The following is a 25160-nucleotide window of genomic DNA, read 5'->3' on the forward strand; positions in this document are numbered from 1 at the left end:
ATCAATAGTCGGTGACCCAGAAGCCTATACTCTCCTTTACAGTGGTTATAGTGCTCGACGGGAAAAAGGCTGGCATATTCATATCGTCTTATTGGGGAATCGATGGAGAAAGGCATGGCTTTATTTGGTATTAGCAGGGAAAAACATTTTACAAGCTACGGGTTTTCGGAAAGATGACGCTCCGAGGGTTAGCCAATGAACCAAAATAGATGGCTCAACCTAATGGGGGCACTCAATCTTCCTGAATCCCTTCAGTGCTTCGAAAAGCTAGTTTCTTCGTATGCAGAGAATCACAGGTATTATCATACGGGGCATCACATTGATGCGATGCTGAGGCACTTTGATAAAGTTGCAGAGCTTGCCGAGCACCCCCATGAGGTCGAGCTCGCTATCTGGTTTCACGATGCGATTTACAAGCCATTTTCCTCTAAGAATGAAGAAAACAGTGCTCTATGGGCAAAAAAGTTCCTGATCGATTCCGGGTATTGTCCCGCAGGAGTGGATAGGGTGTACCAATTGATTATGGCAACCTGCCACAATTACACGCCAGTTAGTATTGATGAAAAGCTAATTATCGACATTGACCTAACGATCCTGGGTGCCAATACAAGCGTTTTCGAAGCTTATGAAAAACAAGTCCGTAAAGAGTATCGGCTGGTACCGATTATGATTTACAAAAAGAAACGCAGGGAACTATTAAGGGAATTTTTGTCTCAGAAAAGGCTTTATCACACCGATTACTTTCACAGTCACTTTGATGCTCAAGCTCGAAGTAATATTAAAAGAAGTTTACAGGCCTTTTGACCTACTCTTGCGTGGTTTAAATGATAATTCAACTTCCCTTAAGGCTCGTCTACAACTACTGGATTCTGCTAACAGTGGTGTTTTTGTGCATTATTACGAGCCTATCCCTGTTTCCGCTTCCCGAAGTACCTAATATACCTGGCACCGACAAAACCAATCACTTAATTGCCTATAGTGCACTGATGTTCCCCGTCGCCCTACGCAGGCCTAGTTACTGGTGGCTAATAGGATTATTTTTTGTGCTGTGGAGCGGTGGCATAGAGTTACTTCAACCTTACGTGAATCGAACGGGTGAGTGGTTGGATTTCGCGGCCAATACGGCAGGGATATTGAGCGGCACCCTTATCGCTTGGGTATTGGGAAAGTTCGGGTTGAGGGAGAGAAATTCCTAAACCTGATTTAGCTTAAACTCCAGAACTGCTCTAAGTTACCGGTTAATTGATCGGTGTTGCGACAAATCACCGGCTGCCAGTGCTCGGGGAAAAGCTGCCAATAAAAAGGTTCTGAAAAGCGGCTATCTACCAGAATGATCACACCTTTATCAGATTCGGAACGTATAACCCGACCGGCAGTTTGCAGTACGCGAGTCATCCCTGGATAGCGGTAGGCGATGTCAAATCCATGGATGCCAGTGGTTTCCGCAGCATCGCGCTGTAGCTCCCGCTCAACATTAACTTGCGGGAGCCCAGTACCGACGATAATAGTGCCAACCAGCTTCTCCCCAACATAGTCAATGCCTTCACCAAAGATGCCCCCCATAATGGCAAACCCAAGGCTCTTACTACCTTCGTTGAATCCAGACAAAAACTCAGCGCGCTCCGTCTCTCCCTGTCCCGGCAGCTGTTGTAACAAGGACACTTCCGGGAATCTCGCCTTAAAACTCTCAGCAACTTGCTCCAGGTAACGATAAGAGGGAAAAAATACCAGGTAATTTCCTGCTCGGCTGTAAAAGGTACGGGAAATAATGTCGACTAGGTTCTCTATTGAGCGGTCGCGGGCTTGGTAGCGCGTATCTATATATGGACACAGGAAGACACCCTGTTGCTGCGGCTGAAAAGGCGAGGGCAGTCTTAAGTAGGGCGACTCATGCTCTACACCCAGTTGACTAAATATATAGCTGGCTGGGCGCAAAGTCGCAGAGAAGAGTAAAGCGGCTTGGTTTTGCTGATAGGATCGCTGTAAAAACTGTGCAGCATTTAAACAAAGTAGCTTAATTTCCTGCTCCTGCCAGGGAGCATCCCGGTCAATCACCCGAGTGACGACTTTATGCTGATCGGAAAGCTCCTGCTCAATAACGGCGTAACGATAGACAGACCTTAACCACTCTGCTGTTTCTTCCGGGGGCGACTGAGAGCTTTCTATAAGTTGGCTGACCGTGGAGAGCACTTTTTGCACCGCTCGGGAAACCGATTCTGGATGCTCTTCTTCACCTGTTGCTGCAGTGACCCAAACTTCACCCCCTTCAAAAGCACTGTGGCTTTGAGCTACACCAACTTCTCGCAATCGCTTGATCCAATTTTCAATTGCCCGAACCAGAGACTGGATACTTCTCTGCAATGTCGGAGAGTGCCCTTTGCAAGCATTAGCTGCGCGGCGACTATCACGGCGGGATAACTTTGCACTGTACATTTCCTGGGCGCGGTCGATTAAATTGTGAGCTTCATCGATTAACAGTGCGCGGCGATTGCGCTGGTCCTGAAAACTGGTCAGGCGTACCAAAGGGTCAAATACATAATTGAAATCACATACCACCAAGTCTACCCAAGGCAATATTTGAAGGGAGAGTTCAAAGGGACAGATTTGCTGCTGATCCGCCACATCAGCAATCTCTTTGGGAGTTAACAGGGGCCGGCCGAGCAGGGCATCCATTGCAACTGGAAGTCGATCATAAAATCCTTTTGTTCTCGGACAGATGCCGTCATCATCACGGGTACAAAGCCCCAGGTTACAGGCACAGGTTTTTCCCCTTGCTTGAATTTCAAGTAAAGATAACTGCAAACCACTCGCCTGAAGTGCCTCAATGGTTTCCCGCACCATTTGCCGACCGGAATTCTTTGCTGTCAGGTAAACCAAGTGATCCAGCTTTTCCTCGCCAATTGCCTTTATGGCTGGGAATAGGGTGCTGATTGTCTTGCCGGTTCCCGTGGGTGCTTCAGCCACCAGCTCACCACCGTCCCGGAAACACCGGTAGGCTTCCACTGCCAGTTGGCGCTGGCCGGGGCGGTATTGTGGGAAAGGAAAAGCGAGCTGTTTCGCCGTTTCAATAAGCTGCTGCCGATGTTCCTGCCAAGCCCTGTGCCAACACAAATATTTTGTGAGAACCTCAAGAGTGAAGGTCTCCAGCTCACTAAAACGGTACTCTATGCATTCTGGATAGGCCTTGCGCTCCTTGAGGTTATACCAGACAACTTGCAAGGCGACTGTATCTGTACCACCTGTAGCGCCTTCATTTACCAAGTGGCAATAGCCGTAAATTTTTAGCTGGGCCCAATGCAATTTCTTGGCGGCTTCGGGCAACTTCGATGGGGGTAAATAAGTGGTCTTAATTTCATCCAGCTGAGCCGGTTTATGCAAATCACTTTTCGGGTGAAAAATGTCAACCCGGCCGCTCAAAGTAACCTGCTGTTCCATCCAATCTATTTGGGTCTTGAGCTTGTATTCTGCCTCAGCGTCTTTGGGCCGCTGCTTTTGTAGCTTCTGATGGGCTCGAATCCCTTCCTGGGCAGAGGGCCCTGAAGTTGGCTCCCGAATCAAATCTCCGCTGCGGCAGGAAAAAGCGACCAGCTCTCCTACAGAAAGATTCAAAGTCTCAGCCGGCTCTAAGCTATCCAAAGCTAGTGCCACTCCACATGAATTACCCGATGAGGGATCGCCTCTTCAGCAAAAAACGCCAGCCAGCGTTCTTGGTTTTTTTGTAAGCGATCCCCAGGACCTTTAACCTCCACGAGTTCATAGTGACCGGAGGGAGTAAAGCAAATGAGGTCTGGCAGCCCATTTCTATTCTGTGTGATATCACTGAGCATGCGAGTAAAAATTGAACGCCAATGACTTGGGGGGATTCTATCCAGCGCCTTCTCAAGTAGTTCTGTAGACAAAGCCTCCCAAGCAACCAAAGGGTTGGCAATACCTTGTTTCTCTGCAAAGTTAGCGAGGACACGGGACTTCAAGGACTCATGCTCTATTTCAGCCAATCGCTGGGTGAATAGCGCTTGGCGGGAATAGTAAAAATCCGCAGTGCGAAAATCAGCTGGGGCTACCTGGAAGGGATTGAAAAAAGCACCAGGCACGGGTGCAAATAGTATGTCCCAAATATAGAGGCCCAACACACCGGTGAATAGGGTATTCTCTACATAAAAACACTCACCACCGCTAGAACCTTCAAGGTGCTCTGCCACCAGTAGCTCAACACAGCTTTCCCCCTGCGCCAAACTTATCACTTCAGTGGGGGCTTGGATTTTATGAGGTGCCCGCCAGTTGTTGAGGCCTCCACTTCGTTTGGCTGTGCGGTAACCAAAGCTAAGAGCAAACTCTCTTTCTGCTTGGTCCATAGGGGAGGCTATTATTTCCTCGCATATTTCCAATGCTAGAGTGTCGTACCCTTGCTTTACGGCAATTCGTGCGCGGCGCTCACGGGCGGGAGGGGTTTTACAAAGTTGATATAGTGCATCTGCCTGCTCAAGAGCATTGAGCCGCTCAAGCTGCCGTGCCAACTTAAGACGTATCCTGTCCAGCCGACGAGCCAGGGTTGAGTCACCATCAATACCTTCTGGCAGTTGAGCAGATAAGGCTATTATGGCTTCTGCATCTTCCAGTAATGGCTCTTCTAACAGCTCCAGGCATTGATAGTAAAGCAGATACTGATCAATTTGTGCCCGGCTTTGAAAGGGGAGATTTTGCTTATCCAGCGGATAGGATTCATACCGATAAAGCCCAAGATCCCGCAATACATAGTCGGTAAGATTCTGATTCAAGTTGCCAAAGTAACACAGTTTGAAAGTCTGGAAATGCTCTGCACCCTGGACGGCTAGCACCCGATGCCGAGACAGCAACTCCTCAAACCAGTCACTCAAACTGGGTTCTTCGAGCAATAGTTGCTCAAGGGAAGGACGACTTAGAGACTTGGGTATACCCGAGGGTCCTGCCGCAAGCAATTCAACTTTGGTAAATAGTGGTAGATATTCTTGTGCCGTTAACACCGGATTAAAACAAAGCAGTCCAGCGCGATGCAAAACAGCTGCAGCACTTTCAATACTTTCTATCTCTCCATAGCTAAGCTTCTCCAGGCGGAAAAGCGATCCTCTAGAGGAAGGTACTCCTTTACGGGACAGCAAACGCACATAGAGCCGCTGGCTATAAATATCCAACTCTTGGAAGGTTTTAAAAAAATTTTGCTCAGATGTGGTGATAAGCCAGGAATAACGTTGGCTAACAAATTCAATTAACGCTTTAAAGTTGTCCAGGTAGTAGCCAGTTGGCAATTCTATCGGTTGGGTCATGGCACAAGCGCTAGTTTTCGATCTATCTATCGTCGATACCGCATACCAGATCCTTATGACGTGATATGCAAACAATGAGGCAGAGGTTACTCTGGAGCTGTATGGTTATACAGCAAGTTAGCCCGGTGAACAAACAACAATCCCAAGCTTTCTTCTTAGTTATTCAGCCATTTTTTCCTATGGCAACTCCCTTGATGCTCATCCAGGCTTGCAGTCGAGGCTTATAAGCAGTCGCCCCATAAGATTTAACCAATAAGGGATTACCTCTATGAAAGTGACAAATTCTGTGACTGCTGTCGCGCTATTTGCCGCCAGCGTATCTGCTCTAGCTGATAATAATGTCACCCTGGTATTCCAGGAAGGTACTGGCAATAGTGCAACTTCTGATCAGTCCGATGGTACTGTGCATAACAACTTGATTGTTCAGACCCAAATCGGCGATTTCAATGACTCGGATGCAACCCAAACTACGGGCACTTCTGAAAGCACTATTGAATTGGTGCAGACGGGAAATTTGAATCAGGCCTCAGCAGTGCAACAGAATGCAACGCAGCTTACTACGTCCTCCCTGTCCCAGAATGGCAGTGATAATACAGCGACCTTGTTGCAGGACGATGCTCAATTCAGCGCCTTCACGGGCACTCAGGCTGGAGACTTAAACGACATCCAAGTCCGGCAACAGGAAGATGTTACTTCCACCACACTTGTTGCATCTCAACAAGGAATGTCTAACACATTGGTTTTAGATCAGCGTATAAGGGTGGATAGCACTAGCGCCGTGTTCACCCAAGTTGGTGACTCCAACTTCGCCAATATAGATCAGGATAGAGATGTAACCTTTACCTTTGCCATGGCCAGCCAGACTGGCTCTTCCAACTTTTTAGATATCGAGCAGGATGAAGTCACGACGACGAGCACTGCAATAATAACGCAGATAGGTGATTCGAATACTGGAAGAATAGAACAAGAAACTGATGTTTCAGCTGCTACTGGGATAGTCACCCAGATTGGTGACAATAATATTGCAAATGTGGATCAGGAGAATATTACCTCAAGCAGCGGTGAGGTAATGCAAACCGGCTCTTCTAATACGGTAAATCTTGATCAAGGGAACGAAAATATTGCCGCTATTGAACTTATTTCCTGCACCACTCTAGTAATCCAAGATGGTTCAAACAATACAGCACAAATAGATCAGGGGCAGGACGGGTCTTTGCTCACCAGTTCATTGATACTAAATCAGTTTGGCGATTCTAATTCTTCCCAGATTAATCAACATAGCGGTATTAGCAGCAGCATTCTTGCGACACAAAACGGCACTTCCAATACTCAAACAATCTCTCAGGTTGGCAGTGGTGAAATCGCATTAACCACGCAAACTGGCACAGGTAATGTAGGCAATACCTTCCAATAAACCACTAACTGAAAGTGGTTAAGGCTAGCTTAGATATTATTTAAAATATCGCATCACCTTTTGATATCGGTACACAACGTACCAAGTAAAAAATATCACTGAAATCCAAATCATAGTAATGATTTGGATTTCCAGTACCGACATATTGAACTCATGGATGACGGAGAAAAATTCAAATACGTCAGTGCAGATTAAAATAGGCAAATAGATACGCCAAGCATTTGAGAAGGCAATCCTTTTCGAGAAGGCCAATCCAAACAAAGCAACAAAAAATACAATATAAACTACCAGACTAAAAATCATCCACCAAATAGGGAGGTCCCACTCATCGGCGGCGAAACCAAGATATTGGGAATAGACTTCCAGCGGAGCGAGAATAAAAAGGAGCACCTTCCAACCCGCACTGGGTTTGTAGTGTGGAATAGAGTCTGTAAGGGGGCTATCTGGTGTCTGATACATATCCTGCATCTCGAAACGTCCTTATTATTTACCACTATTCCAGATAGGCACCAATTACCAATCCGAAAGTTACTTCTCGCCATTCCCTGAGCTAAATAGAGGTGATCATTACTTACCAGTTAGGCTCTTTGACTATCAAAATTTGAACAGCGAGGATATTGTCTGCAGTTTCAAAGTCAATAGTTGCTACATATAGTTTATCGATAGTGTGAGGCAGCTCATCGCATAAATGTGACAACATAGCCTGCTTTTTCGTAGTGTTAGCAAGGTAAAGCCATGATGTCAATCTTTAAGCTCTGAATGCAAAAGACTAAACGATAATCGGCAAACTACTTCTACATTTGGTCTGCAGTAATTAATAGCCGGCAAAAATTGCTTATAAATGCACTTACCCATAGGATTGAAGTCGCCGACAGTTTTTAATTTCAAAGGCCAATAAAAGGGCAGAGCGTGCAAAATCCTTATCAAGCACCTGAGAGCGAACTCGATAATCGCCCCGCCGTCTATAGCCCTAGTGTAGGCTGGAAAATTGTCTTTTTTATCCTTCTACCACTGGAGCTGTATTCCCAATATACGGTCTTGACCGATGGCTCCACAGGCATCCCCTTTTGGTGGTTGGTAATCAGCTTGGTTGTTTCCTCCCTTTTCTACGTCGTACTGTTTGGATTAGCGTTTGCCAAGAGAATAGGATTCGAACAACTTTGGATCTTTTTTATTCCAGTTATAGTGCTTATCGATATTTTTGAATTTTCTTTACTCGCCATCAACTTAAACAAGCTCGGGGCAGGTGTAGCCCTTGTGATGGCAAGCACAGCGCCAATCATCTTGCTTAGATGGTATGTCGTATATAAGTATCAGAAGGTTATGAAATATTTTGCCTAAAGGATGCACCCCACCTCAATAAGGACTCAGAGCTATAGCTTTTCTCTAAACTTTATTCTTAGCATTTTGGCACTTTTGTCTTAGTGCAATTCACCGGTACAGACCTAAAAATCAGTAGATCACCAACTACTGCTCTTTTGGAGCCGGCTCTCGGCTATTCGTGGAAATACTTAAACTGGCAGCGAATGACCTGGATTCTTTGATTCAGGTCATTCGCAGTGAAGGTTACCAGCTCTTTGGCCCGATACTGCATAACGGGGCTATTACCTATGGTGAGATTGAAACTCCCACAGATCTGCCCCAAGGATGGACGGATCAGCAAGAGGCGGGGCAATACCGGGTAGAGCGCCGCAACGACAACGCCTATTTTGGCTACGCCGTTGGCCCCCACTCCTGGAAGCAGTTCCTCCAGTTGCCCCAGCGCCAGATCTGGAGCGCTAGTCGCTCTGGAGAAGATATTCAGATTCTGGAAATTGAGGAGCCTCCGGTCAAGTTAGCGTTTCTCGGCGTTCGCAGTTGCGAGCTACACGCCATTGCTATCCAGGACCGTGTCCTCGCCCAGGGGGACTATGCCAACAGCAGCTATAAGGCACGTCGAGCGCAGCTGTTCACTATTGCTGTGGAGTGCACAACAGCAGCAAATACCTGTTTCTGTACCGCAATGAACACAGGCCCGCAGGTGCGACTGCCCAGTGATCTGGTAATCACCGAAGTTCTGACCTCCGATGCCCACTTCTTCCTCATACGCAGCGGCAGCCCTCAAGGCAACAGTGTATTAAAGCAACTACCCACTGTTGGCGCCTCAGAAGCGGAGAAACAAGAGGGGCAAGCTGCCGTTCAGCAAGCCGAAAATCAAGTGAGTAACGGTCGCCGCAGCTTCGACAGCTCTGACCTAAAGACGCTGCTTTATCGCAATTATGACAACCCCAACTGGGATAAAGTCGCGGAACGCTGCCTCTCCTGCGCCAATTGCACTATGGCTTGCCCCACGTGCTTCTGCTCAACCGTTGAGGACACAACAGATTTAACAGGAAATGAAGCGCAGCGCTGGGAGCGTTGGGATTCCTGCTTTACGGCTGAGTTGAGCTATTTGTCTGGCGGCCCAGTTAGGGCGGATACCCGCAGCCGCTATCGGCAGTGGATGACTCACAAACTGGCCACTTGGTATGACCAATTTGACAGCTCTGGCTGTGTCGGCTGTGGACGTTGTATTACCTGGTGTCCCGTAGGCATCGATATCACGGAAGAGATACAGAATATTCGCGTCCAGGAACAAAAATGAAAGTTGTCACCACCTTACTCAAGGAGCACCCTTTCTTTGCCGGGTTGGCAGACAACGACCTGGCATTCCTATCCGGGTGTACAAGTAATAGTCACTATAAAGAAGGCGAATACCTTGCCAGGGAAAACACTCCAGCTAACCATTTCTTCTTAATTCGATCTGGGCGTGTCGCGGTAGAAACCTTTGTCCCCAACTATGGGCCTCTTTGCCTGATGACACTGCACGGTGGAGATATATTCGGCTGGTCCTGGCTGTATCCTCCCTACTTGAGTGCTTTCGATGCCCGGGCCCTGACCTCAGTTCGCAGCCTTAAACTTGGCGGGCAGTGCCTCCGAGATAAGTGCGAAAAAGAACCGAGACTCGGTTTCGAATTGATGAAACGGTTTACCAAAGTTGCTACAGAACGACTGCAGGCAGCACGAATACAATTGTTGGACCTTTACGGGCCACATCCGTCACAGGGAATCCCTCGCTGTGATCCCTGAATTATGGCGTGTTACCCATCGACGCGAAGAATTTCCTGGCACTGTCACTATATCCCTGACACGAGAGGCTAGGGGCCCATCACCCATTCAGCCCGGGCAATTCAACATGCTTTATGCCTTTGGTGCCGGGGAGGCTGCTATCTCCTTAAGTGGCCCGAGTACGTCATCGGCTGAGCCACTTACCCATACGATTAAAGGTCAGGGACTTGCTACCCAAGCGCTTTGCAAACTGGAAGTTGGAGCGCAACTGGGCATCCGGGGACCATTCGGGCAGGGGTGGCCAACTCACTTGGCGGAAAATCGCCCCTTAGTGATCATCGCCGGCGGACTCGGGCTAGCGCCTTTACGACCCCTGATCTACAGCTTTCTTAAGGGGCACTTGCCGGCCAGGAGTCTACAAGTTTTCTATGGGGCTCGTCGCCCCGAAGAAATGCTTTACCAGCCAGAGCTTGGTCACTGGCGCAGCTCATTTGAACTGGTGACATCTGTGGACCACGCCAGCACAGACTGGAACGGGCATATTGGTGTGATTACCGACCCTCTGCGTGTCACTCATTTGGAGTGCAATGATGCTTTAGTGTTTGTGTGTGGACCCGAGATCATGATGCGCTTTTGCATACAGGTTCTTCTCCATAAAGGTGTGACTGAATCCAATATCTATCTATCCATGGAGCGCAACATGAAGTGTGCCATTGGAATCTGCGGCCACTGCCAGTGGGGACCTAACTTTGTTTGTAAAGATGGCCCTGTCTTTTGCTACCGGGATATTCGCTCATGGTTTCAAATCAACAGCCTATAGCTAGTAGTAATCCTACCCCCAAGCTTGCCGTCTGGAAGTTCACCTCCTGTGATGGTTGCCAATTGAGCCTATTGGATTGCGAGGATGAGCTTCTCTCTTTGGCAGCCCAGGTAGATATCGCCTATTTCCTGGAGGCTTCCAGTGAGGTGAAAGAGGGTCCTTTTGATATCTCTCTCGTTGAAGGCTCCATTACCACGCCAGCAGATGAAGAGAGAATCCTAGAGGTCAGACGTCAGTCCCGCTTTCTAATCAGTATTGGCGCCTGTGCAACAGCTGGAGGGATTCAGGCACTTCGCAACTTTGCCGATGTGCAGGAGTTCACCGATGTGGTCTATGCCCACCCGGAATATATCGCCACTCTCAAGGAATCCACACCAATATCAGGGAGGGTAGCAGTGGACTTTGAGTTGCAGGGGTGTCCGATCAACAAGCATCAACTGCTCGAAGTAATCAGTGCATTCCTGCACCGGCGAGCCCCCCAGGTTGCCAATCACTCGGTGTGTATTGACTGTAAATTGCGCGGCAATGTTTGCATCTGGGTTGCCCATGGCACCCCCTGTATGGGGCCTGTTACACACGCGGGATGTGGCGCTATTTGCCCCAGTTACAACCGCGGTTGCTACGCTTGCTACGGTCCCAAGGAAAATCCCAACACCGAATCACTTTGCCACTGGTGGGATGAAAAACTAAATGTAGAAAATGCTTTAATTGTTGAAAACCTTAGGAATTTCAATCCACTAGCGTCTTCTTTTAAAGTACAAAGTGAAGATAGGCAAGAAGATGGGGAGCGTTAATCCCCCCAAACATTGGTGATAAATCTGCCCCCAGGTGAGCTTTATGGCGGATCGCAGCAAAACGATTAAGGTAGATTATCTCGCTCGGGTCGAAGGGGAGGGAGCCCTCCATATCGACTACGACGATAGCGGCGTACAAAATGTACAGCTCAAGATTTTTGAGCCCCCCAGGTTCTTCGAAGCCCTTCTCAGAGGGCGCGATTACTTGGAAGCCCCAGATATCACCGCACGCATATGTGGGATCTGCCCGGTGGCCTACCAGATGAGTGCTGTGCATGCCATGGAGAATGCCCTGAACCTAAAGCCCGACGGCGCTTTGCGTATGCTTCGTCGATTGCTTTACTGCGGTGAATGGATCGAGAGCCATATGCTGCATATCAGCATGCTCCATGCACCAGATTTCCTCGGCTACCCCAATGCAGTCGCAATGGCTAAGGATCATCCAGAGATTGTTAAGAACGCGCTGGAGATTAAAAAGGCGGGCAATGCCCTCGTTCGCCTTATTGGTGGCAGGGAAGTACACCCGATTAATGTGAGGGTAGGGGGTTTCTACAAGGTTCCGGAAGCTCGTGAACTCACAGCCTTGGTAGCGCAGCTGGAAATGGCCCGGGATCTCACCGAGCGACTGGTGCGCTGGTCCGCAGCTTTGCCTTTCCCCAGCTACGAATGGCGAAGGGATAATCACTACGAATTTGTCGCTCTAACCCACCCGTCAGAATACCCAATGAACGAGGGCAGGATCACCTCCAGTGCGGGACTCAATATTAGCGCCCAAGACTATGAGAACCACTTTGAAGAAGAGCACGTCGCTCATAGCACCGCGCTGCACTGTACTTTACGGGAGCGGGGTGCCTATCTGGTGGGCCCCATCGCACGCTACAACCTTAATCGCGACAAGCTGTCGCCTCGAGCATTGCAATTAGCGGAGGAGATCAACTTTACCGCCCCCTGTTTAAATCCCTTCCAAAGCATCCTCGTTAGGAGCCTGGAGGTACTACATGCCTTTGAAGAAGCCCTGCATATTATTGATAGATACCAATCCCCAGCCGAGCCTCATTTAAAGACCGAGCCGAGAACCGCAAGCGGCTGTGCAGCCACCGAAGCACCCCGTGGGCTTCTATATCATCGCTACGATATTGATGAGAAAGGCAAGATTACGACAGCAAAAATTGTCGCTCCCACCTCCCAAAACCAGAAGACCATCGAAGATGACCTCCGCTTAATGTTGCCGAGCTTTATGCACTTTCCTGAGGATAAATTACAGGGGCTATGTGAACGGGCGATAAGGAATTACGACCCCTGCATTTCCTGCTCCACTCACTTCCTACAGCTACATTTGAATTATGGGCAAGCGCAAAGTAAGCAATCCATGGTTAATGGTAAGCCTGGGGAACCCCCTGCGCGGTGATGATGGAGTAGGGCCACATATCATCGCTCGACTTCGCCAAAAACTTGGAGGGGCGGTGGAATACCTCGAAAGCGGTGGCGATATTTTACATTTGCTCACGCAATGGAAAGGTCGATGGGTTTGCCTCGTAGACGCCATGGTAAGCGATCAGCACCCTATCGGGGAGGTCGTCGCCATTGATGGGCTTGAGAGTGCTCTTGCTCCATCGATGTGCAATACATCAAGCCATGGATTTGGGCTAACCGAAGCGCTGGCCATGGGAAAGCATATTGATTCGCTGCCGGCACATCTGGATGTTTTTGCGATCAACTCAGAAAGTCTGGCAAAAGGACAGGGGTTATCGCCCAAAGTGGCCAGTGCAGCCCATCGAGCAGAGCAAATGATTATCGCGCACCTAACGCTATACAGCGGAGACCACTATGCACGAACAGAATCTCATCAAAAACCTGATCGATAAAATCCAGGAACTGGCCTCTGATGAACCCGGCAGGCCGATCGGCGTTCGCTTGCGCTTGGGTGCCCTGGCGCATATGTCTGCAGCGCATCTGAGGGAGCATTTTGACAGGGAGATACTCGGGACTTCTCTCGAGGGGATTAAGCTGGAAATTGATGAGCTTAAGGATATTAATCACAAGGAAGCCCAGGATGTAATCCTGGAGAGCTTAAAGTTTGAGGAGACCGATGGCCACTGAACGCCGCCGGATTGAAATCGCCGGATTGGTGCAGGGAGTAGGATTCCGGCCCTTTGTCTATCGCTTGGCCGATAGCTTTCAATTAAAAGGTTGGGTGGCCAACTATAGCGGCGGCTTGAGAATTGAAGTCCAAGGCAAAAGCCGGGAAATCGAGAAGTTTATCGATAAGTTATCTTCAGAGAAGCCTCCCTACAGTCGCATCACTCACATTGAATCCTATCCGGTGGCTCTTCAAGCAGAATACGGTTTTCGAATCTTACCCAGTGTCCGTGATGCCAGCAGCTCAACCATCGTCTTACCAGACTTGGCTCCCTGTGATGATTGCCTCAGGGAATTGTCAGACCCTAACAATCGCCGCTACGACTACCCGTTTATTAGCTGCACTCTTTGTGGCCCCCGCTTTAGCATCATTTACAAACTGCCCTACGATCGTGTCAACACCTCCATGCACCACTTCCCCCTGTGCGGAAAATGCTCGGGGGAGTACCGGGACCCCCTCAATCGGCGCTTTCACGCGGAGCCCAATGCCTGCCCCCAGTGCGGCCCTCAATTGCTTTTCTGTAATACTGCCGGCGTTACTATTGCGAAGAAGAGTCGGGCACTATCCAAAGCCCTTGATGCCCTTGCCCAGGGGAAAATTATTGCCCTTAAAGGGGTGGGCGGCTTTCAACTGTTAGCCGACGCCTCCAATGGTAAGGCGCTCGCCAACTTGCGCCAGCGCAAACAACGTCCGCACAAGCCGTTCGCGCTTTTATATGACGAGCTGAAAAGTGTCTGCCAGGATTGCTGCGTCTCAGAGCAAGAGGCGCAGCTATTATCGACCCGAGAAAGGCCGATTGTTCTACTGGAAGCGAAGGATGACAATCACTCCAGGATACATCCGCTGGTCGCTCCAAACCTTGCCGACTTGGGGGTGATGTTGCCTGCATCACCTTTACATTACTTGCTCGCGCAAAAGTATCGAGCCCCTCTTGTCGCTACTAGCGGTAATCTCGCAGAAGAGCCTATTTGTACAGAAAATGATGAGGCGTTTGAGCGCTTGGGTAAAATCGCTGACTACTTTCTGGTTCACAATCGCCGAATTTTGCGCCCGCTGGATGACTCTGTACTCAGGGTGGTCAATAACCGTCCGCTGATGTTGCGTCGAGCCCGGGGCTACGCGCCACTTCCCATCACCTTGCCTGTTCCAGGCACAAAGGGCGAAGGTGAACGAGAGAGCTTCCTGGCCCTGGGCGCGGACCTGAAAAACACAGTTGCACTGTCTCACGCCGGGTGGGCTTATCCGAGCCAACATATTGGCGACTTAGGTAGTGCCAATACCCTGAAGCACTTCAACCAAACTATTGGCGATCTCACCAAACTACAGCAGTGCCGCCCGAAAAAATTAATCCACGACCTCCATCCAGGCTATACCTCTCACCGCTGGGCTATGAAGCAAAGAGCTGTGCGTATTGGCGTTCAACACCATATTGCCCATCTATTCTCCTGCATGGCAGAACACGCTCACTCAGGACCTGCACTGGGAATCTGCTGGGATGGAACTGGTTACGACCGCAGTGGCATTGTTCGCGGTGGAGAATTCTTTCACTGGAATGGACAGTCTCCTGTCAAACACATCGCCAGCTTTCGCACATTCCCGCTGCCAGGCGGTGAAAAGGCCGTACGAGAGCCCAGACGCTCTGCGGCCGGGCTTCTGTATGAAATCTCAGGGTTTGTCGCCCTGGAAAATCGACAATTGAAGCGCTGCTTCACCCGCTGCGAGCGTCAAAACCTGGTCACCATGTTAAAAGGTGAGATTAACAGTCCACCATGTAGCTCTGTCGGCCGCCTTTTCGATGCGGTATCCGCACTCCTGGGACTGACTACGCATACCAGCTTTGAAGGGCAGGCCGCCATGGCTCTTGAGCAGTGCTCCCGTGGCGTCAGCTCTAAAGACTGCTACCCCTTTACTCTTATTCAAAAAGGGGATCTGCTGGAACTGGATTGGACACCCTGTATTAGTGCTTTGATCTACGATGAAAACCGATCACTGCCACAAAGGGCCGCTGCATTTCACAACACCCTCGCGCAGATGGCGCTGGCAGTAGCAACGCAACAAGGTGAAAAGAATATCTTTCTGTCCGGCGGTGTATTCCAGAACAAGCGGCTTACCGAAACCGTCACTGCGCTCCTGGAAAGCCAGGGCTTTTCCGTTCACAGCCACAGCGAGGTCCCCCCAAATGATGGCGGAATATCGCTGGGCCAGATCCACTACGCACAATGTATGGATGCTGCTGGGCAATCATTGGGAGAGGAGAGTTCCTAGTGTGCCTGGGAGTTCCCGGAAGAATCGAATTAATAGAGCAAGAATCAGCCATGGAGCGCACTGGAAAAGTTTCATTCGGCGGTATCAGTAAAGCTGTAAATTTATCACTGGTACCCGAGGCTGAAGTAGGAGACTACGTGATCGTTCATGCTGGAGTCGCGATCAGCAAGTTGAGAGCAAAAGAAGCAAATAAGGTTTTCGAGTACCTCAAAACATTGGGTTGAGTCAGCCTGTAATGAAATACCTCAAGGAATACCGCAACGGCGAGAACATCAAGCTAATTGCGGCAGAGATTCAGAAAGTCACTACTCGCCCATGGACTCTAATGGAGATCTGTGGAGGGCAAACCCATGCCATCGCAAAATACAACTTGCAGCAATTACTGCCCGAGGAGATTCAATTAGTACACGGACCCGGTTGCCCGGTTTGTGTCACACCTCAGGAAATCATCGATAGAGCTATTGCGATTGCTGCAATACCGAATGTTATCTTCTGCTCCTTTGGCGACATGTTGCGAGTCCCCGGTTCAGATCGAGATTTACTAGAGGTCAAAGCTGCCGGAGGCGATGTCCGTATTGTTTACTCGCCGCTGCAAGCGCTCAATGTGGCAGAGCAGAACCCCACCAAGCAGGTCGTATTCTTTGCAGTGGGTTTTGAAACGACTGCTACCGCCAATGCCCTGGCGCTGTCCCTCGCCAAGCAAAAGCAAATCGACAACTTTTACGCATTGATATCCCAGTTTTTGGTTACACCGGCGATTCAATCGATATGTGCCCGTGAAGACTGCCGGATTCAAGGTTTCCTAGCTGCCGGTCACGTCTGTGCAATAACCGGATATCGTCAGTACCGCAGCTTGGTGAAAAAACACCAGATTCCAATAGTGATCACGGGCTTTGAACCTCTGGATATTCTTGAAGGCGTACTCCGGTGTGTCCGTCAATTAGAAAGTGGTCGCAGTGAAGTAGAAAACCAATATCAGCGCGCGGTTACTAAAACAGGTAATACCGTTGCCCAGGACTTGATTAAACAGGTTTTTAAAGTAGCAACACAACAGTGGCGCGGCATAGGTGAAATTCCCGCTAGCGGTCTGGTATTGAGCGATGATTACTCAGGATTTAATGCAGAACAAACATTCAATCTGCCAACATTGAGCATTTCTGAAAACAGGGGCTGTATCAGTGGGGATATTATGCTGGGGCTAAAGAAGCCTGGGGATTGCCCTCACTTCGCTAAGACCTGCCAACCCCAGCAACCGCTGGGGGCGCCAATGGTTTCCACTGAAGGCGCTTGCGCGGCCTACTATCGCTACCAGAATCAGGTGGAATCGAATGAATCTGCAGTGTCCAATTCCACCAACCGCTGACGAGGTCGTACGCCTTGGCCATGGCAGCGGTGGGGAGATGACCCAACGCTTGATCGATCAATATATTCAACCTGTATTCTCTAACCCCTGGCTATCCCAGGCCCATGACAGTGCAACACTTCCATGGAAACCGGATCAGCTCGTATTTACCACCGACTCCTTTGTCATCTCACCACTTTTCTTTCCCGGAGGAAATATCGGTGAGCTCGCCGTTTATGGCACCGTCAACGATTTGGCCATGGCAGGCGCGGAACCCAAGTTTCTAAGCTGCGGCTTGATTCTCGAAGAGGGGTTACCCCTGAAAACTCTCCAACGGGTTCTGATCTCGATGGCTGAGGCTGCCCGGAACTCAGGAATTACCTTAGTCACCGGCGATACCAAAGTGGTAGAGAAAGGGAAGGGGGATGGGCTCTATATCAATACCAGTGGCATCGGTACCCTGATAAGAGAACAACCCATTGATCCCAACCGCATTTGCCAGGGTGATTCTATTATTCTATCCGGCGATATTGGCCGCCACGGAATGGCGGTAATGGCCTGCCGCGAAGGACTCGAGTTTGAAAGTGATCTCCTCAGCGACTGTGCACCACTGAATGGTGTAGTTGCACAAATGATCAATGCCGGAATTGAAGTTCATTGTCTGCGAGATCTCACACGTGGTGGGCTTGCCACTGCACTGGTGGAGCTAGCAGAGAGCTGCGGAAAAACCTTCATTTTGGAAGAAAGCAAAATTCAAGTATCCGATGCCGTACAGGGCGCTTGTGAAATTTTGGGCCTCGACCCACTATATGTTGCAAACGAGGGACGTTTTGTCGCTATTGTCCCTGAAGGCGCCTCCAAGCAGGCAATTTCCATCCTTCAAGAAGCAGCAGCGGAAAGCGCCTGTGGTTTTATCGGTACAATTGAAGAAAGAAATTGCGCCCAAGTCATTCTGAAGAACAGCTTGGGATGCGATCGGTTATTACAAAGGTTACCAGGGGAACAACTACCGAGAATTTGCTAAGGATTTTATTGGCAGAATATTCATAGAATTAATCAGTTCCTCTCACTTTCAAGATCCTAATCTCTATTTAGTCTTGGATATTGCTGACCCATTTGGTCTGCGATTAATAAGACCTACAAGCCTTTTAACCGTTGAATGTTCCGCAGTAGCGGTAAGTAGTAGGGCAGGGCATATTCATGAGAGTCACCGCGTACTTTGCAATTTCGTTACTTTTAACTTCCACAATTCCAATTTCTGCAAACGCTCAATGGGCTGCACCGGAAGTTGGGTCCTACGGTCATCCAGACAAAAGGTGCAAGCGGGTTAAGCCGCGTTTTGACAAACTATTTAAAGCACCGATCGACGAGTGCTTTAACGGTATTGGCCAACCCTACCCGGAATTGGTCGATGGGGTATGTTCTGCGGGGGAGCCTAAACGCAATAGTGCACAGATCTGGGGAATGGCTGAATCTCCCAAGTTTTTGTATTGGGGAACAGGTGCCAACGTTCCTTGTACCGCACAAGCGGCCCCGGATGCAGTTTTGACTCCAATATTTGCGCCAAACCAGGGATGGGTATGCGAATTCAATCAAGGGATACTGGCCCAGGAAAACCCCAACCTTAAAAACCTTGGCGATTGGCGGGCACCGACAGCTTACCGCATGGACACTTGTACCCTGGAAGTAACAGAAATAACCCCCACTTATGACCCACTTCTTCAAGACACATTGGGGTTCCGCTCGGGTGGCTATGCTGACGATGTTATTTTTCTTGCGGGACCCGGCGGTGTCCAAGAAGGTATAGCCGGCGAGGGCGGCGGTAACAGCATCATTATGATGGCTTGGCAGGCAAGTACCGGGCAGTACTTGGGATCGAAAAGATTCCCTGAGTATTCAAACATCCGTAAGTTTTTAAATTACAAAGGTGTGTTGTACACAGGCGTTCGATTACAAGAAGACCTGGGTGGATCAGGCCAAGTCCTTCGCTGGATGGGCGATCTGCATGATCCATTCAAGTTTGAAGCAGTGGGAACCATGGAAAGCACCCCTGCAAACCTGACTGTACATAGAGGGCGTATATTCTCCTCCACCTGGCCCAATGTTAATACTCAAACAGGAGAAGTTCTGGCCTATTCGGGAATTGTAATGAGCCCCAGGATACCTCCCGGAGGCTTTAAGCCCAGTGATGTTGAAGAGTGGGAAGAGGTCTGGAACATCACTGAGTACGAACCAGACCTCATCAGTGCTCGGGCCTATGCGGGCGGAGACATTACATCATGGCAAGGAAAGCTCTACTGGGGCACGATTAACTTTCCATTAGGTGGTTTCAGAAGCCATGTTCAAGCCTATGGCGAAACTTGGGATACGCCTATTGGTGAATTGGGAACCATAATCGCAACTCATCGTGCAACCACTGTGTTCAGTGGTGACCGATTCACCAGAAAAAGTAAGAGAGATAAAGGGAAGAAGAAACCGAGGGTTAATGTCCTATATGGGTATCAAAGTGTCCAGGTTTGGGACCCAGATAGTAATGAGTTTGTGGATACTCAGACACTGGCTGGGGCCCCAAAGCTAGGCAGAGCCGGATTGGGTTGGCCATTTAATGTATACACATGGCGCCTGGGTGTAACTGGAGACAATATGTATCTGGGTACCCTAGATGTCAGTAAGCAATTTGCAGCTCTAATAGAGAGTGGAACTGACCCCGCAGGTGAACTTCCAGCAGAACTACTTATGCTACTGGAAAACGCACTATCCAACCCGGTAACATCTGGCGCAAAGCTCTATCGATTTCTCTCGCCAAATCAGCGCGCTATTCCTGCAACTATAAACGGTGTGGGCAATTCAGCTAACTTCGGTTTTAGAACGATGATTAATCACCCAACCTTCATGTGGCTTGGAACAGCGAACCCATTTAATCTCAACCCTGATGGCGGTTGGGAGCTATATCGATTCGCTCCTATCGCCCCCAAGAAACCGAAATGGGTTGATGGTATGCAACAGGATTAATTCATCGCCATATCTATCTGACTAGCTGGGTCTGCTCCCCATTTTGGGGTACAGACCCAATTAGGTTGCGTTCAATATTTGAACATATAGAATCAATAGTTAAAAATCACTGAGTACCCCATGACAATCTCTACATCCTTAGCTCTGTTCATTTCAATGCTAGTTCTAGCACTGATACCTGGGCCGGGAGTATTAGCTGTTGTTTCCCGGTCAGTGACACTCGGCTTGCGCCAGGGATTAATTACAGTAATGGGAATTGTTGTAGGTGATTATTTCTTTATTTTGTTAGCTCTGCTTGGCTTAGCAACGCTAGCCGAAACCTTGGGGAGCTTATTCATCGTTATTAAATATGCTGGAGCAGCCTATCTTATCTGGCTGGGAATGAATATCTTTCTCTCAGCAAAGAAAAGACAAGTCGACCAAAACCAAATAGCTACAAGCCACTCCCATAACAGCTTTTCAAGTTTTCTACTGGGCTTAGTCACCACGCTGGGTAATCCGAAAGCTATTCTTTTCTACGTAAGCTTCTTTCCAGCCTTCCTCGATCTAACTCGCGTTGCTTCTTTGGACATTGCAATTATATTTGCAATTGCAACGCTAGCCGTAGGCAGTGTGATGGCAGGTTATGCGTACCTTGCCTGCAAAGCACGGTCAACAATCAGTCAATCAGGAAAGACCCCGGCTCTAAAATACGGCTCTGGGACTTTACTTATAGGAAGTGGTGTTTTTATTGCGGCAAAGAGTTAGTGCCTCCACTAGGTGCAGTAAGGAGCCTCTGAGTAACTCCGTAATGCCTCTGCGGGTCTTGAAGGCTGCAGATGTTAGGCGCAGCTCGCCGCGAATGGCCGTAGCCCTTTGCAAGAGCTGCAACGCAGCAGCTGTGGCCTTCAAGGCCCGCCCTTCGGGGCTTGCAGAGCGATTCACACTCCGCGTTGCGACTTCTTGAAAGGTCTAGACATTCCTGCGAAGCCGCGCCTTGATTGTGAACCGCTCTGCATGCCAGAGGTATCACGGAGTTACTCAGAGGCTCCCTAATTACTGCTCTCTGTTAGTTAGTCTAAGGAGGACGACCGTTTTACTTAGCTCTAAAGCTACTCACTCATGTCGGCCTGCTAATGCTACTTCTAGTGCCTTCCTGATTATTTTTGCATCATCCAGTGCTCGATGAACTGTGAATTTGTCAGAGTCCTCCAGCTTTTCGCGCTCATTAATGAATGCTCTTAGGTGATTTTCAGAGCCACCAATTAGCTCCTGAATATCCCTGAGTTCAAACTCCTGATGAATGCCAGTATCAGAAAAAAGGGCATTGCACCAAAAACTGTCCCAGTGCAGGGCATCACAATAGACAACTTGGCCTGAAAGAATCCTGTTTAGGCTATAAGCCACTGTAGTTGGATAAATACCCTTGGATTCCAGCTTTGATTGGGAAATGTTATGTATCGATTCAGCATCATCGGACCAATAAGACCAGTGTGGCATTGGTTTTATTAGCGCCTGGTATTCCACTGTTTCAGAGCAGAGGCCAACTTCTATAGGGTAACTCTGCTTGGATAAGCCACTGGCTTCGAAGTCAATAATCCACATGATATGAACGATAAGATATGGAAGAAAGGTAAAAGAACTTAGCACCTCTTCCTTACTAGCTTCCAGTCTGTCTGCATTTTCAAGCCAATTGAACAAACATGTATCTTAAGATAGACTACAACTGATAATGATTATTATTTGTGACTTAAATTTAAACCCGGTAGATCGCTAAATACAAAGCTTCCCAGTATTGAAGGCAATATTTGCAACTACGAAACTCCATTTCTGTAAAGAATAAGCGCAATGTTCAAAAAATCCGCGACCTCTAAGCAAAGAAGGCTGGAAAACTTCAATGTCTAACCTGGTGGCTTTCCTACTTACTTATTTGGCTGTACTACTTATTTTTGTAACCAGACATAAAGATCTACAGCTCAGTAGTTTTAAGCGCTTACAAAGAATTGCCTGGTGGGTGCTTCCGGTGAGTTCAATTCCTTATGGATTCCTATATGGTTGGGAGGTAGGGATACCCATTTGGCTTTGTGTCGCGATGTTCTGCGCTTTATTACAAGCACTGCTCGCCCCAATCAAACCTAATTGGCTGCTTCGCCATTTTCCACTGTCAGTAGTGGGCTTGTTGGTATTAGAGCAGGCTCTTCTGACTATCGGATAACTCTATGGCTGCTTATATAAAAATCAGTTGGCAACAGGTCGCCCTGACCATTGTGCTGAGCATTATCTTGATGTTTTCCAGCACGGTGATGTTGTCGATTTACTGGCCGTCCGCCGAGCCAACAGAACGGATGGCAGCTGGATCTATGTTATCGACACTTTTATGGGTCGGGTATATGAGTATGGGGTTACTCGCCGCCTCCACTTGGCGCGCAGCGGCATACCTATTATCCCTGTTGCTGGTCATGCTCGGACTAAGCGCTCTTTCTTTTTTATAATTTTCGGTCTAGCCAACTTAAATGCAACAGCGTAGCAATATCCTTTTTTACGAAATTCACTCCTGGATTGGGGTGTTATTTTCTATTCTGCTATTCGTAATTTCCTTTTCCGGCGTGGTCGCACTATTTGGCCACGAGCTGACCCAATGGGAACGCCCCGAGCATCGTATTGCCTTCGATGCTGAAGCGCCTGTGGATGTAGATCAACTGGTCGCTCCGGTGCTCGCTGAGGCAAATATCGGTGAGGACAGCTTTTTTATGATCTCAATGCCAGACTACTACCATCCTATGCTGGAAGTGCTCTGGACTGATGCTGAAAGCGAGGAAACCGAGGTACGCCATATAAACCCCAATACCGGTGAAGTGCTGCCGCCCAGCGGCTCTGATTTCGCTGAGCTATTGACGTATATGCACACTGATCTACTGTTTCCCAGGCCTTTTGGACGCTACCTAGTTGGACTGATGGGCTTGGTGATGCTGCTCTCCATATTAAGTGGCATCATCATTCACAAGAAAATCTTTAAAGAGATGTTTAAATTCCGTGTGGATCGCAGCAGGCGGCTCAAATGGACAGACCTGCACAAAGTATTAGGGGTCTGGCCGCTACCGTTCCATATAGTGATTGCTTTTACCGGCGCAATACTTGGCCTGAATGGCATTATGATCCAGGTTGCTGCATTTTCTGCTTTTGAAGGTAATGTGGAAGCAGCAGTCGCCTCGGTAGTGGGGGAACATCCTGAGATAACTGGCGAGCCTTTGCTGTCCAATAGCTATAACCAAATGCTGCTGCGCTACCAGGACCAAGTGCCTAATGCGAAACCCAAAGCCATTTATGTGGAGGCCTACGGGGATCGCAATCAGGTTGTCCAAGTCTCGGGCCAAACAAACGAGGCGCTGGTGCGCTTTGTAGATGTCAAATACCGCAGTGAAGATGGCGAAGTAGTTAATATCAATAACCCAGTGCAGGACTCAGGTCCGTTTATGCGGGTGTATTTTTCACTGACTCCACTTCACTACGCACTCTACGGTGGCTTCCTGATAAAAGCCCTGTACTTTGTGTTGGGATTGGCATTGTGTTTGATGATGGTAACGGGCACCGTTATCTGGCAGGTTCGCAAGGCACAGAGGCAAAAGCTCCCCTCTGGTGATATTAATACCCGAGGTTCCGGCTGGTTCCTCAGTTTGCTCACGGTAGGGGTTTGTGCCGGTTTGGTTGTCGCCACCGCGGCCACTTTCTATGCCAATAAGCTGTTACCTCCCGGTGGTGGTGGCGATCAGCGCTTTCACTGGATTGAAATGGTGTATCTCTCTGTATGGGGAGTGGCCATAGCCTGGGCGATGTTGCGCCGCCAGATAAAACCCGCATTAGCAGATCTCTCACTTTGTGCAGGCTTGCTGCTGTGCGGCATCCCGCTGCTGAATGCGCTGGTAACTGGAAATGGTCTGCTGATCCCCTGGAAGTCCGTCACTTTGCCAGTGGTCTTCACTGACTTGGGCGCCCTGGTAATGGGGGTCATTTGCCTCTATTCGAGCAGATATATCTACAGGCAGGTATCCCAGTCAAAGCAGTCTGCAGATATCCCCCAAGCTGTTGCCGCCCAATAACGGGCTATTTCCTGCGAGATGGCGAATGCCATCTCGTAAACTCTATAGAATCTGTACGGCACTGGAATAGGGCGCTGCAACCTATCCCAACTACACACTTTACCTTCCTCTCAATTACTCTCGAAGAGAGTGGTATTTGCTTTCAAGCATTGAGAGGACGCTACTTTTCACAACTTACATATAGGATGAGTGTGGAGTTGGGCTGGAAAAACCAAAACATTCTTTCCCCCTCCCGAACCGAGATTTTCCTTAACTCCCGTCGCCAGGTATGGAAATATCAAAACCATTTAAAATGGCAGAGACCTGATGATAGCCAGCCACGAGAAAGACCAGTTCGGCGGCGCCCTCGTTACCGAAAGCACTCACGGCCATCTCCCAAGTAGCCTTTGGCAGGCGGCCTCCAGCTGCAAGTGATGCGGCGACATCATAAGCAGCGGCTTCCTCAAAAGTTAGGTCTATCGGACGCTGGCCCGCTGCAATAGTGGCAATTTTGCTCCTTGCTAACTCACTCTTCTCACCAATAACCGTATGGGAATACAGCTCATAACCCGCTTTAAAATGAGCTGCGGTGATTAGAATCGCAACCTCCCGAGCGGTCTTAGGAAGCGTGGGTTTGCCTGCAATAGCCTTGATATTGTCCCACCAGGGCTTTCCAAACCTGGGATATTGCAGTGCCGGTGCCCAGGGCCCCAGTAAAGCGCCATCCTTGCGCTTCTTGATGAAACCTGTGAAATACCCCTTCATCTCATTACTCATATCTTCGTAAAGGGGTTTCTGTTCCTCGCTGAGTTCTTCAGGTGGGATGGCAGGGATACGCAACTGACACCTCTCTTGTCCAATTGGCGATTCAGATTTATCACACACCAAGATTCTAGCCCGACAGAACGCAAGATTCGGGATGCCTGTTTGA

At 49.0% G+C, this 25160-nt stretch carries 25 protein-coding genes; 20 read left to right on the forward strand and 5 right to left on the reverse strand.

Annotated features, from left to right (window positions below; genetic code table 11):
• Positions 1–195: 195 nt before the first annotated feature.
• On the forward strand, positions 196–804 hold the full coding sequence (locus tag ACJJIZ_RS13740) for an HD domain-containing protein (RefSeq protein ID WP_444913776.1): 609 nt from the start codon (positions 196–198) through the stop codon (positions 802–804).
• A gap of 20 nt (positions 805–824) precedes the next feature.
• The gene (locus ACJJIZ_RS13745; RefSeq protein WP_413665805.1) at positions 825–1196 is read left to right on the forward strand and encodes a VanZ family protein; all 372 of its coding nucleotides are present in this window, start codon (positions 825–827) and stop codon (positions 1194–1196) included.
• A gap of 7 nt (positions 1197–1203) precedes the next feature.
• Here the strand turns inward: ACJJIZ_RS13745 and ACJJIZ_RS13750 are convergent, their stop codons facing one another.
• On the reverse strand, positions 1204–3636 hold the full coding sequence (locus tag ACJJIZ_RS13750) for an ATP-dependent DNA helicase (protein ID WP_444913777.1): 2433 nt from the start codon (positions 3634–3636) through the stop codon (positions 1204–1206).
• A 2-nt stretch (positions 3637–3638) separates the two neighbouring features.
• Complete coding sequence (locus ACJJIZ_RS13755; protein ID WP_444913778.1) at positions 3639–5300, reverse strand: VRR-NUC domain-containing protein; 1662 nt, start codon at positions 5298–5300, stop codon at positions 3639–3641.
• 268 nt (positions 5301–5568) lie between these two features.
• Here ACJJIZ_RS13755 and ACJJIZ_RS13760 point away from each other — a divergent pair, with 268 nt between their 5' ends.
• Positions 5569–6714: a hypothetical protein gene (locus tag ACJJIZ_RS13760; RefSeq protein WP_444913779.1), complete on the forward strand. Its 1146-nt coding sequence runs from the start codon at positions 5569–5571 to the stop codon at positions 6712–6714.
• Positions 6715–6750: 36 nt separating this feature from the next.
• Here the strand turns inward: ACJJIZ_RS13760 and ACJJIZ_RS13765 are convergent, their stop codons facing one another.
• Positions 6751–7182 carry a hypothetical protein gene (locus tag ACJJIZ_RS13765; protein ID WP_444913070.1) on the reverse strand — a complete coding sequence of 144 codons (432 nt, stop codon included), beginning with the start codon at positions 7180–7182 and terminating at the stop codon, positions 6751–6753.
• A gap of 441 nt (positions 7183–7623) precedes the next feature.
• Here ACJJIZ_RS13765 and ACJJIZ_RS13770 point away from each other — a divergent pair, with 441 nt between their 5' ends.
• The 14 genes from ACJJIZ_RS13770 to ACJJIZ_RS13835 all read left to right on the forward strand — a co-directional run bounded on the left by ACJJIZ_RS13770 (position 7624) and on the right by ACJJIZ_RS13835 (position 20921).
• On the forward strand, positions 7624–8055 hold the full coding sequence (locus tag ACJJIZ_RS13770) for a hypothetical protein (protein WP_444913780.1): 432 nt from the start codon (positions 7624–7626) through the stop codon (positions 8053–8055).
• Between the two features lie 160 nt (positions 8056–8215).
• Positions 8216–9337 carry a 4Fe-4S dicluster domain-containing protein gene (locus tag ACJJIZ_RS13775; protein WP_444913781.1) on the forward strand — a complete coding sequence of 374 codons (1122 nt, stop codon included), beginning with the start codon at positions 8216–8218 and terminating at the stop codon, positions 9335–9337.
• Positions 9334–9822 (forward strand): cyclic nucleotide-binding domain-containing protein, encoded by a 489-nt coding sequence (locus ACJJIZ_RS13780; RefSeq protein ID WP_444913782.1) that lies wholly within the window; start codon positions 9334–9336, stop codon positions 9820–9822. The genes ACJJIZ_RS13775 and ACJJIZ_RS13780 overlap by 4 nt, the downstream gene beginning before the upstream one ends.
• On the forward strand, positions 9812–10621 hold the full coding sequence (locus tag ACJJIZ_RS13785) for an FAD/NAD(P)-binding protein (RefSeq protein ID WP_444913783.1): 810 nt from the start codon (positions 9812–9814) through the stop codon (positions 10619–10621). The genes ACJJIZ_RS13780 and ACJJIZ_RS13785 overlap by 11 nt, the downstream gene beginning before the upstream one ends.
• Positions 10597–11415 carry an NADH-quinone oxidoreductase subunit B family protein gene (locus ACJJIZ_RS13790; RefSeq protein ID WP_444913784.1) on the forward strand — a complete coding sequence of 273 codons (819 nt, stop codon included), beginning with the start codon at positions 10597–10599 and terminating at the stop codon, positions 11413–11415. The genes ACJJIZ_RS13785 and ACJJIZ_RS13790 overlap by 25 nt, the downstream gene beginning before the upstream one ends.
• Before the next feature lie 43 nt (positions 11416–11458).
• The gene (locus ACJJIZ_RS13795) at positions 11459–12823 is read left to right on the forward strand and encodes a Ni/Fe hydrogenase subunit alpha (protein WP_444913785.1); all 1365 of its coding nucleotides are present in this window, start codon (positions 11459–11461) and stop codon (positions 12821–12823) included.
• Entirely contained in the window at positions 12792–13280 is a 489-nt protein-coding gene (locus ACJJIZ_RS13800; protein WP_444913786.1) for a hydrogenase maturation protease, read from the forward strand. Before ACJJIZ_RS13795 ends, ACJJIZ_RS13800 begins: the two co-directional genes overlap by 32 nt.
• Complete coding sequence (locus tag ACJJIZ_RS13805; protein WP_282932830.1) at positions 13243–13515, forward strand: hydrogenase/urease maturation nickel metallochaperone HypA; 273 nt, start codon at positions 13243–13245, stop codon at positions 13513–13515. Before ACJJIZ_RS13800 ends, ACJJIZ_RS13805 begins: the two co-directional genes overlap by 38 nt.
• Positions 13505–15820, forward strand: coding sequence for a carbamoyltransferase HypF (gene hypF, locus ACJJIZ_RS13810; protein ID WP_444913787.1), 2316 nt, complete (start codon positions 13505–13507; stop codon positions 15818–15820). Before ACJJIZ_RS13805 ends, hypF begins: the two co-directional genes overlap by 11 nt.
• Positions 15820–16044: a HypC/HybG/HupF family hydrogenase formation chaperone gene (locus ACJJIZ_RS13815; RefSeq protein ID WP_444893906.1), complete on the forward strand. Its 225-nt coding sequence runs from the start codon at positions 15820–15822 to the stop codon at positions 16042–16044. Before hypF ends, ACJJIZ_RS13815 begins: the two co-directional genes overlap by 1 nt.
• 11 nt (positions 16045–16055) lie before the next feature.
• Complete coding sequence (hypD, locus tag ACJJIZ_RS13820; RefSeq protein WP_444913788.1) at positions 16056–17183, forward strand: hydrogenase formation protein HypD; 1128 nt, start codon at positions 16056–16058, stop codon at positions 17181–17183.
• A complete protein-coding gene (gene hypE / locus ACJJIZ_RS13825) occupies positions 17149–18186 on the forward strand; it encodes a hydrogenase expression/formation protein HypE (RefSeq protein ID WP_444913789.1) in 1038 nt (345 codons plus the stop codon). Before hypD ends, hypE begins: the two co-directional genes overlap by 35 nt.
• Before the next feature lie 176 nt (positions 18187–18362).
• On the forward strand, positions 18363–20174 hold the full coding sequence (locus ACJJIZ_RS13830) for a hypothetical protein (RefSeq protein WP_444913790.1): 1812 nt from the start codon (positions 18363–18365) through the stop codon (positions 20172–20174).
• A gap of 120 nt (positions 20175–20294) precedes the next feature.
• Positions 20295–20921, forward strand: a complete 627-nt coding sequence (locus tag ACJJIZ_RS13835; RefSeq protein ID WP_444913791.1) for a LysE family translocator — start codon at positions 20295–20297, stop codon at positions 20919–20921.
• 348 nt (positions 20922–21269) lie between these two features.
• Here ACJJIZ_RS13835 and ACJJIZ_RS13840 read toward each other — a convergent pair whose 3' ends face one another.
• A complete protein-coding gene (locus tag ACJJIZ_RS13840) occupies positions 21270–21854 on the reverse strand; it encodes a hypothetical protein (RefSeq protein WP_444913792.1) in 585 nt (194 codons plus the stop codon).
• Between the two features lie 196 nt (positions 21855–22050).
• On the opposite strand from ACJJIZ_RS13840, the gene ACJJIZ_RS13845 reads away from it, so the two are divergent.
• From ACJJIZ_RS13845 to ACJJIZ_RS13855, 3 genes are read left to right on the forward strand one after another with little or no spacing between them, the layout of a single operon-like run.
• On the forward strand, positions 22051–22368 hold the full coding sequence (locus ACJJIZ_RS13845) for a hypothetical protein (protein WP_413661967.1): 318 nt from the start codon (positions 22051–22053) through the stop codon (positions 22366–22368).
• A 4-nt stretch (positions 22369–22372) separates the two neighbouring features.
• Positions 22373–22645 (forward strand): hypothetical protein, encoded by a 273-nt coding sequence (locus ACJJIZ_RS13850; RefSeq protein ID WP_444913793.1) that lies wholly within the window; start codon positions 22373–22375, stop codon positions 22643–22645.
• A 21-nt stretch (positions 22646–22666) separates the two neighbouring features.
• Positions 22667–24250: a PepSY-associated TM helix domain-containing protein gene (locus ACJJIZ_RS13855; protein ID WP_444913794.1), complete on the forward strand. Its 1584-nt coding sequence runs from the start codon at positions 22667–22669 to the stop codon at positions 24248–24250.
• A gap of 249 nt (positions 24251–24499) precedes the next feature.
• On the opposite strand, the gene ACJJIZ_RS13860 is transcribed toward ACJJIZ_RS13855, so the two are convergent.
• Positions 24500–25069, reverse strand: a complete 570-nt coding sequence (locus ACJJIZ_RS13860; protein ID WP_444913795.1) for a carboxymuconolactone decarboxylase family protein — start codon at positions 25067–25069, stop codon at positions 24500–24502.
• Positions 25070–25160: the final 91 nt, after the last annotated feature.

The sequence above is a fragment of the Microbulbifer maximicatervae (SeqCode) genome (genome assembly GCF_052467225.1).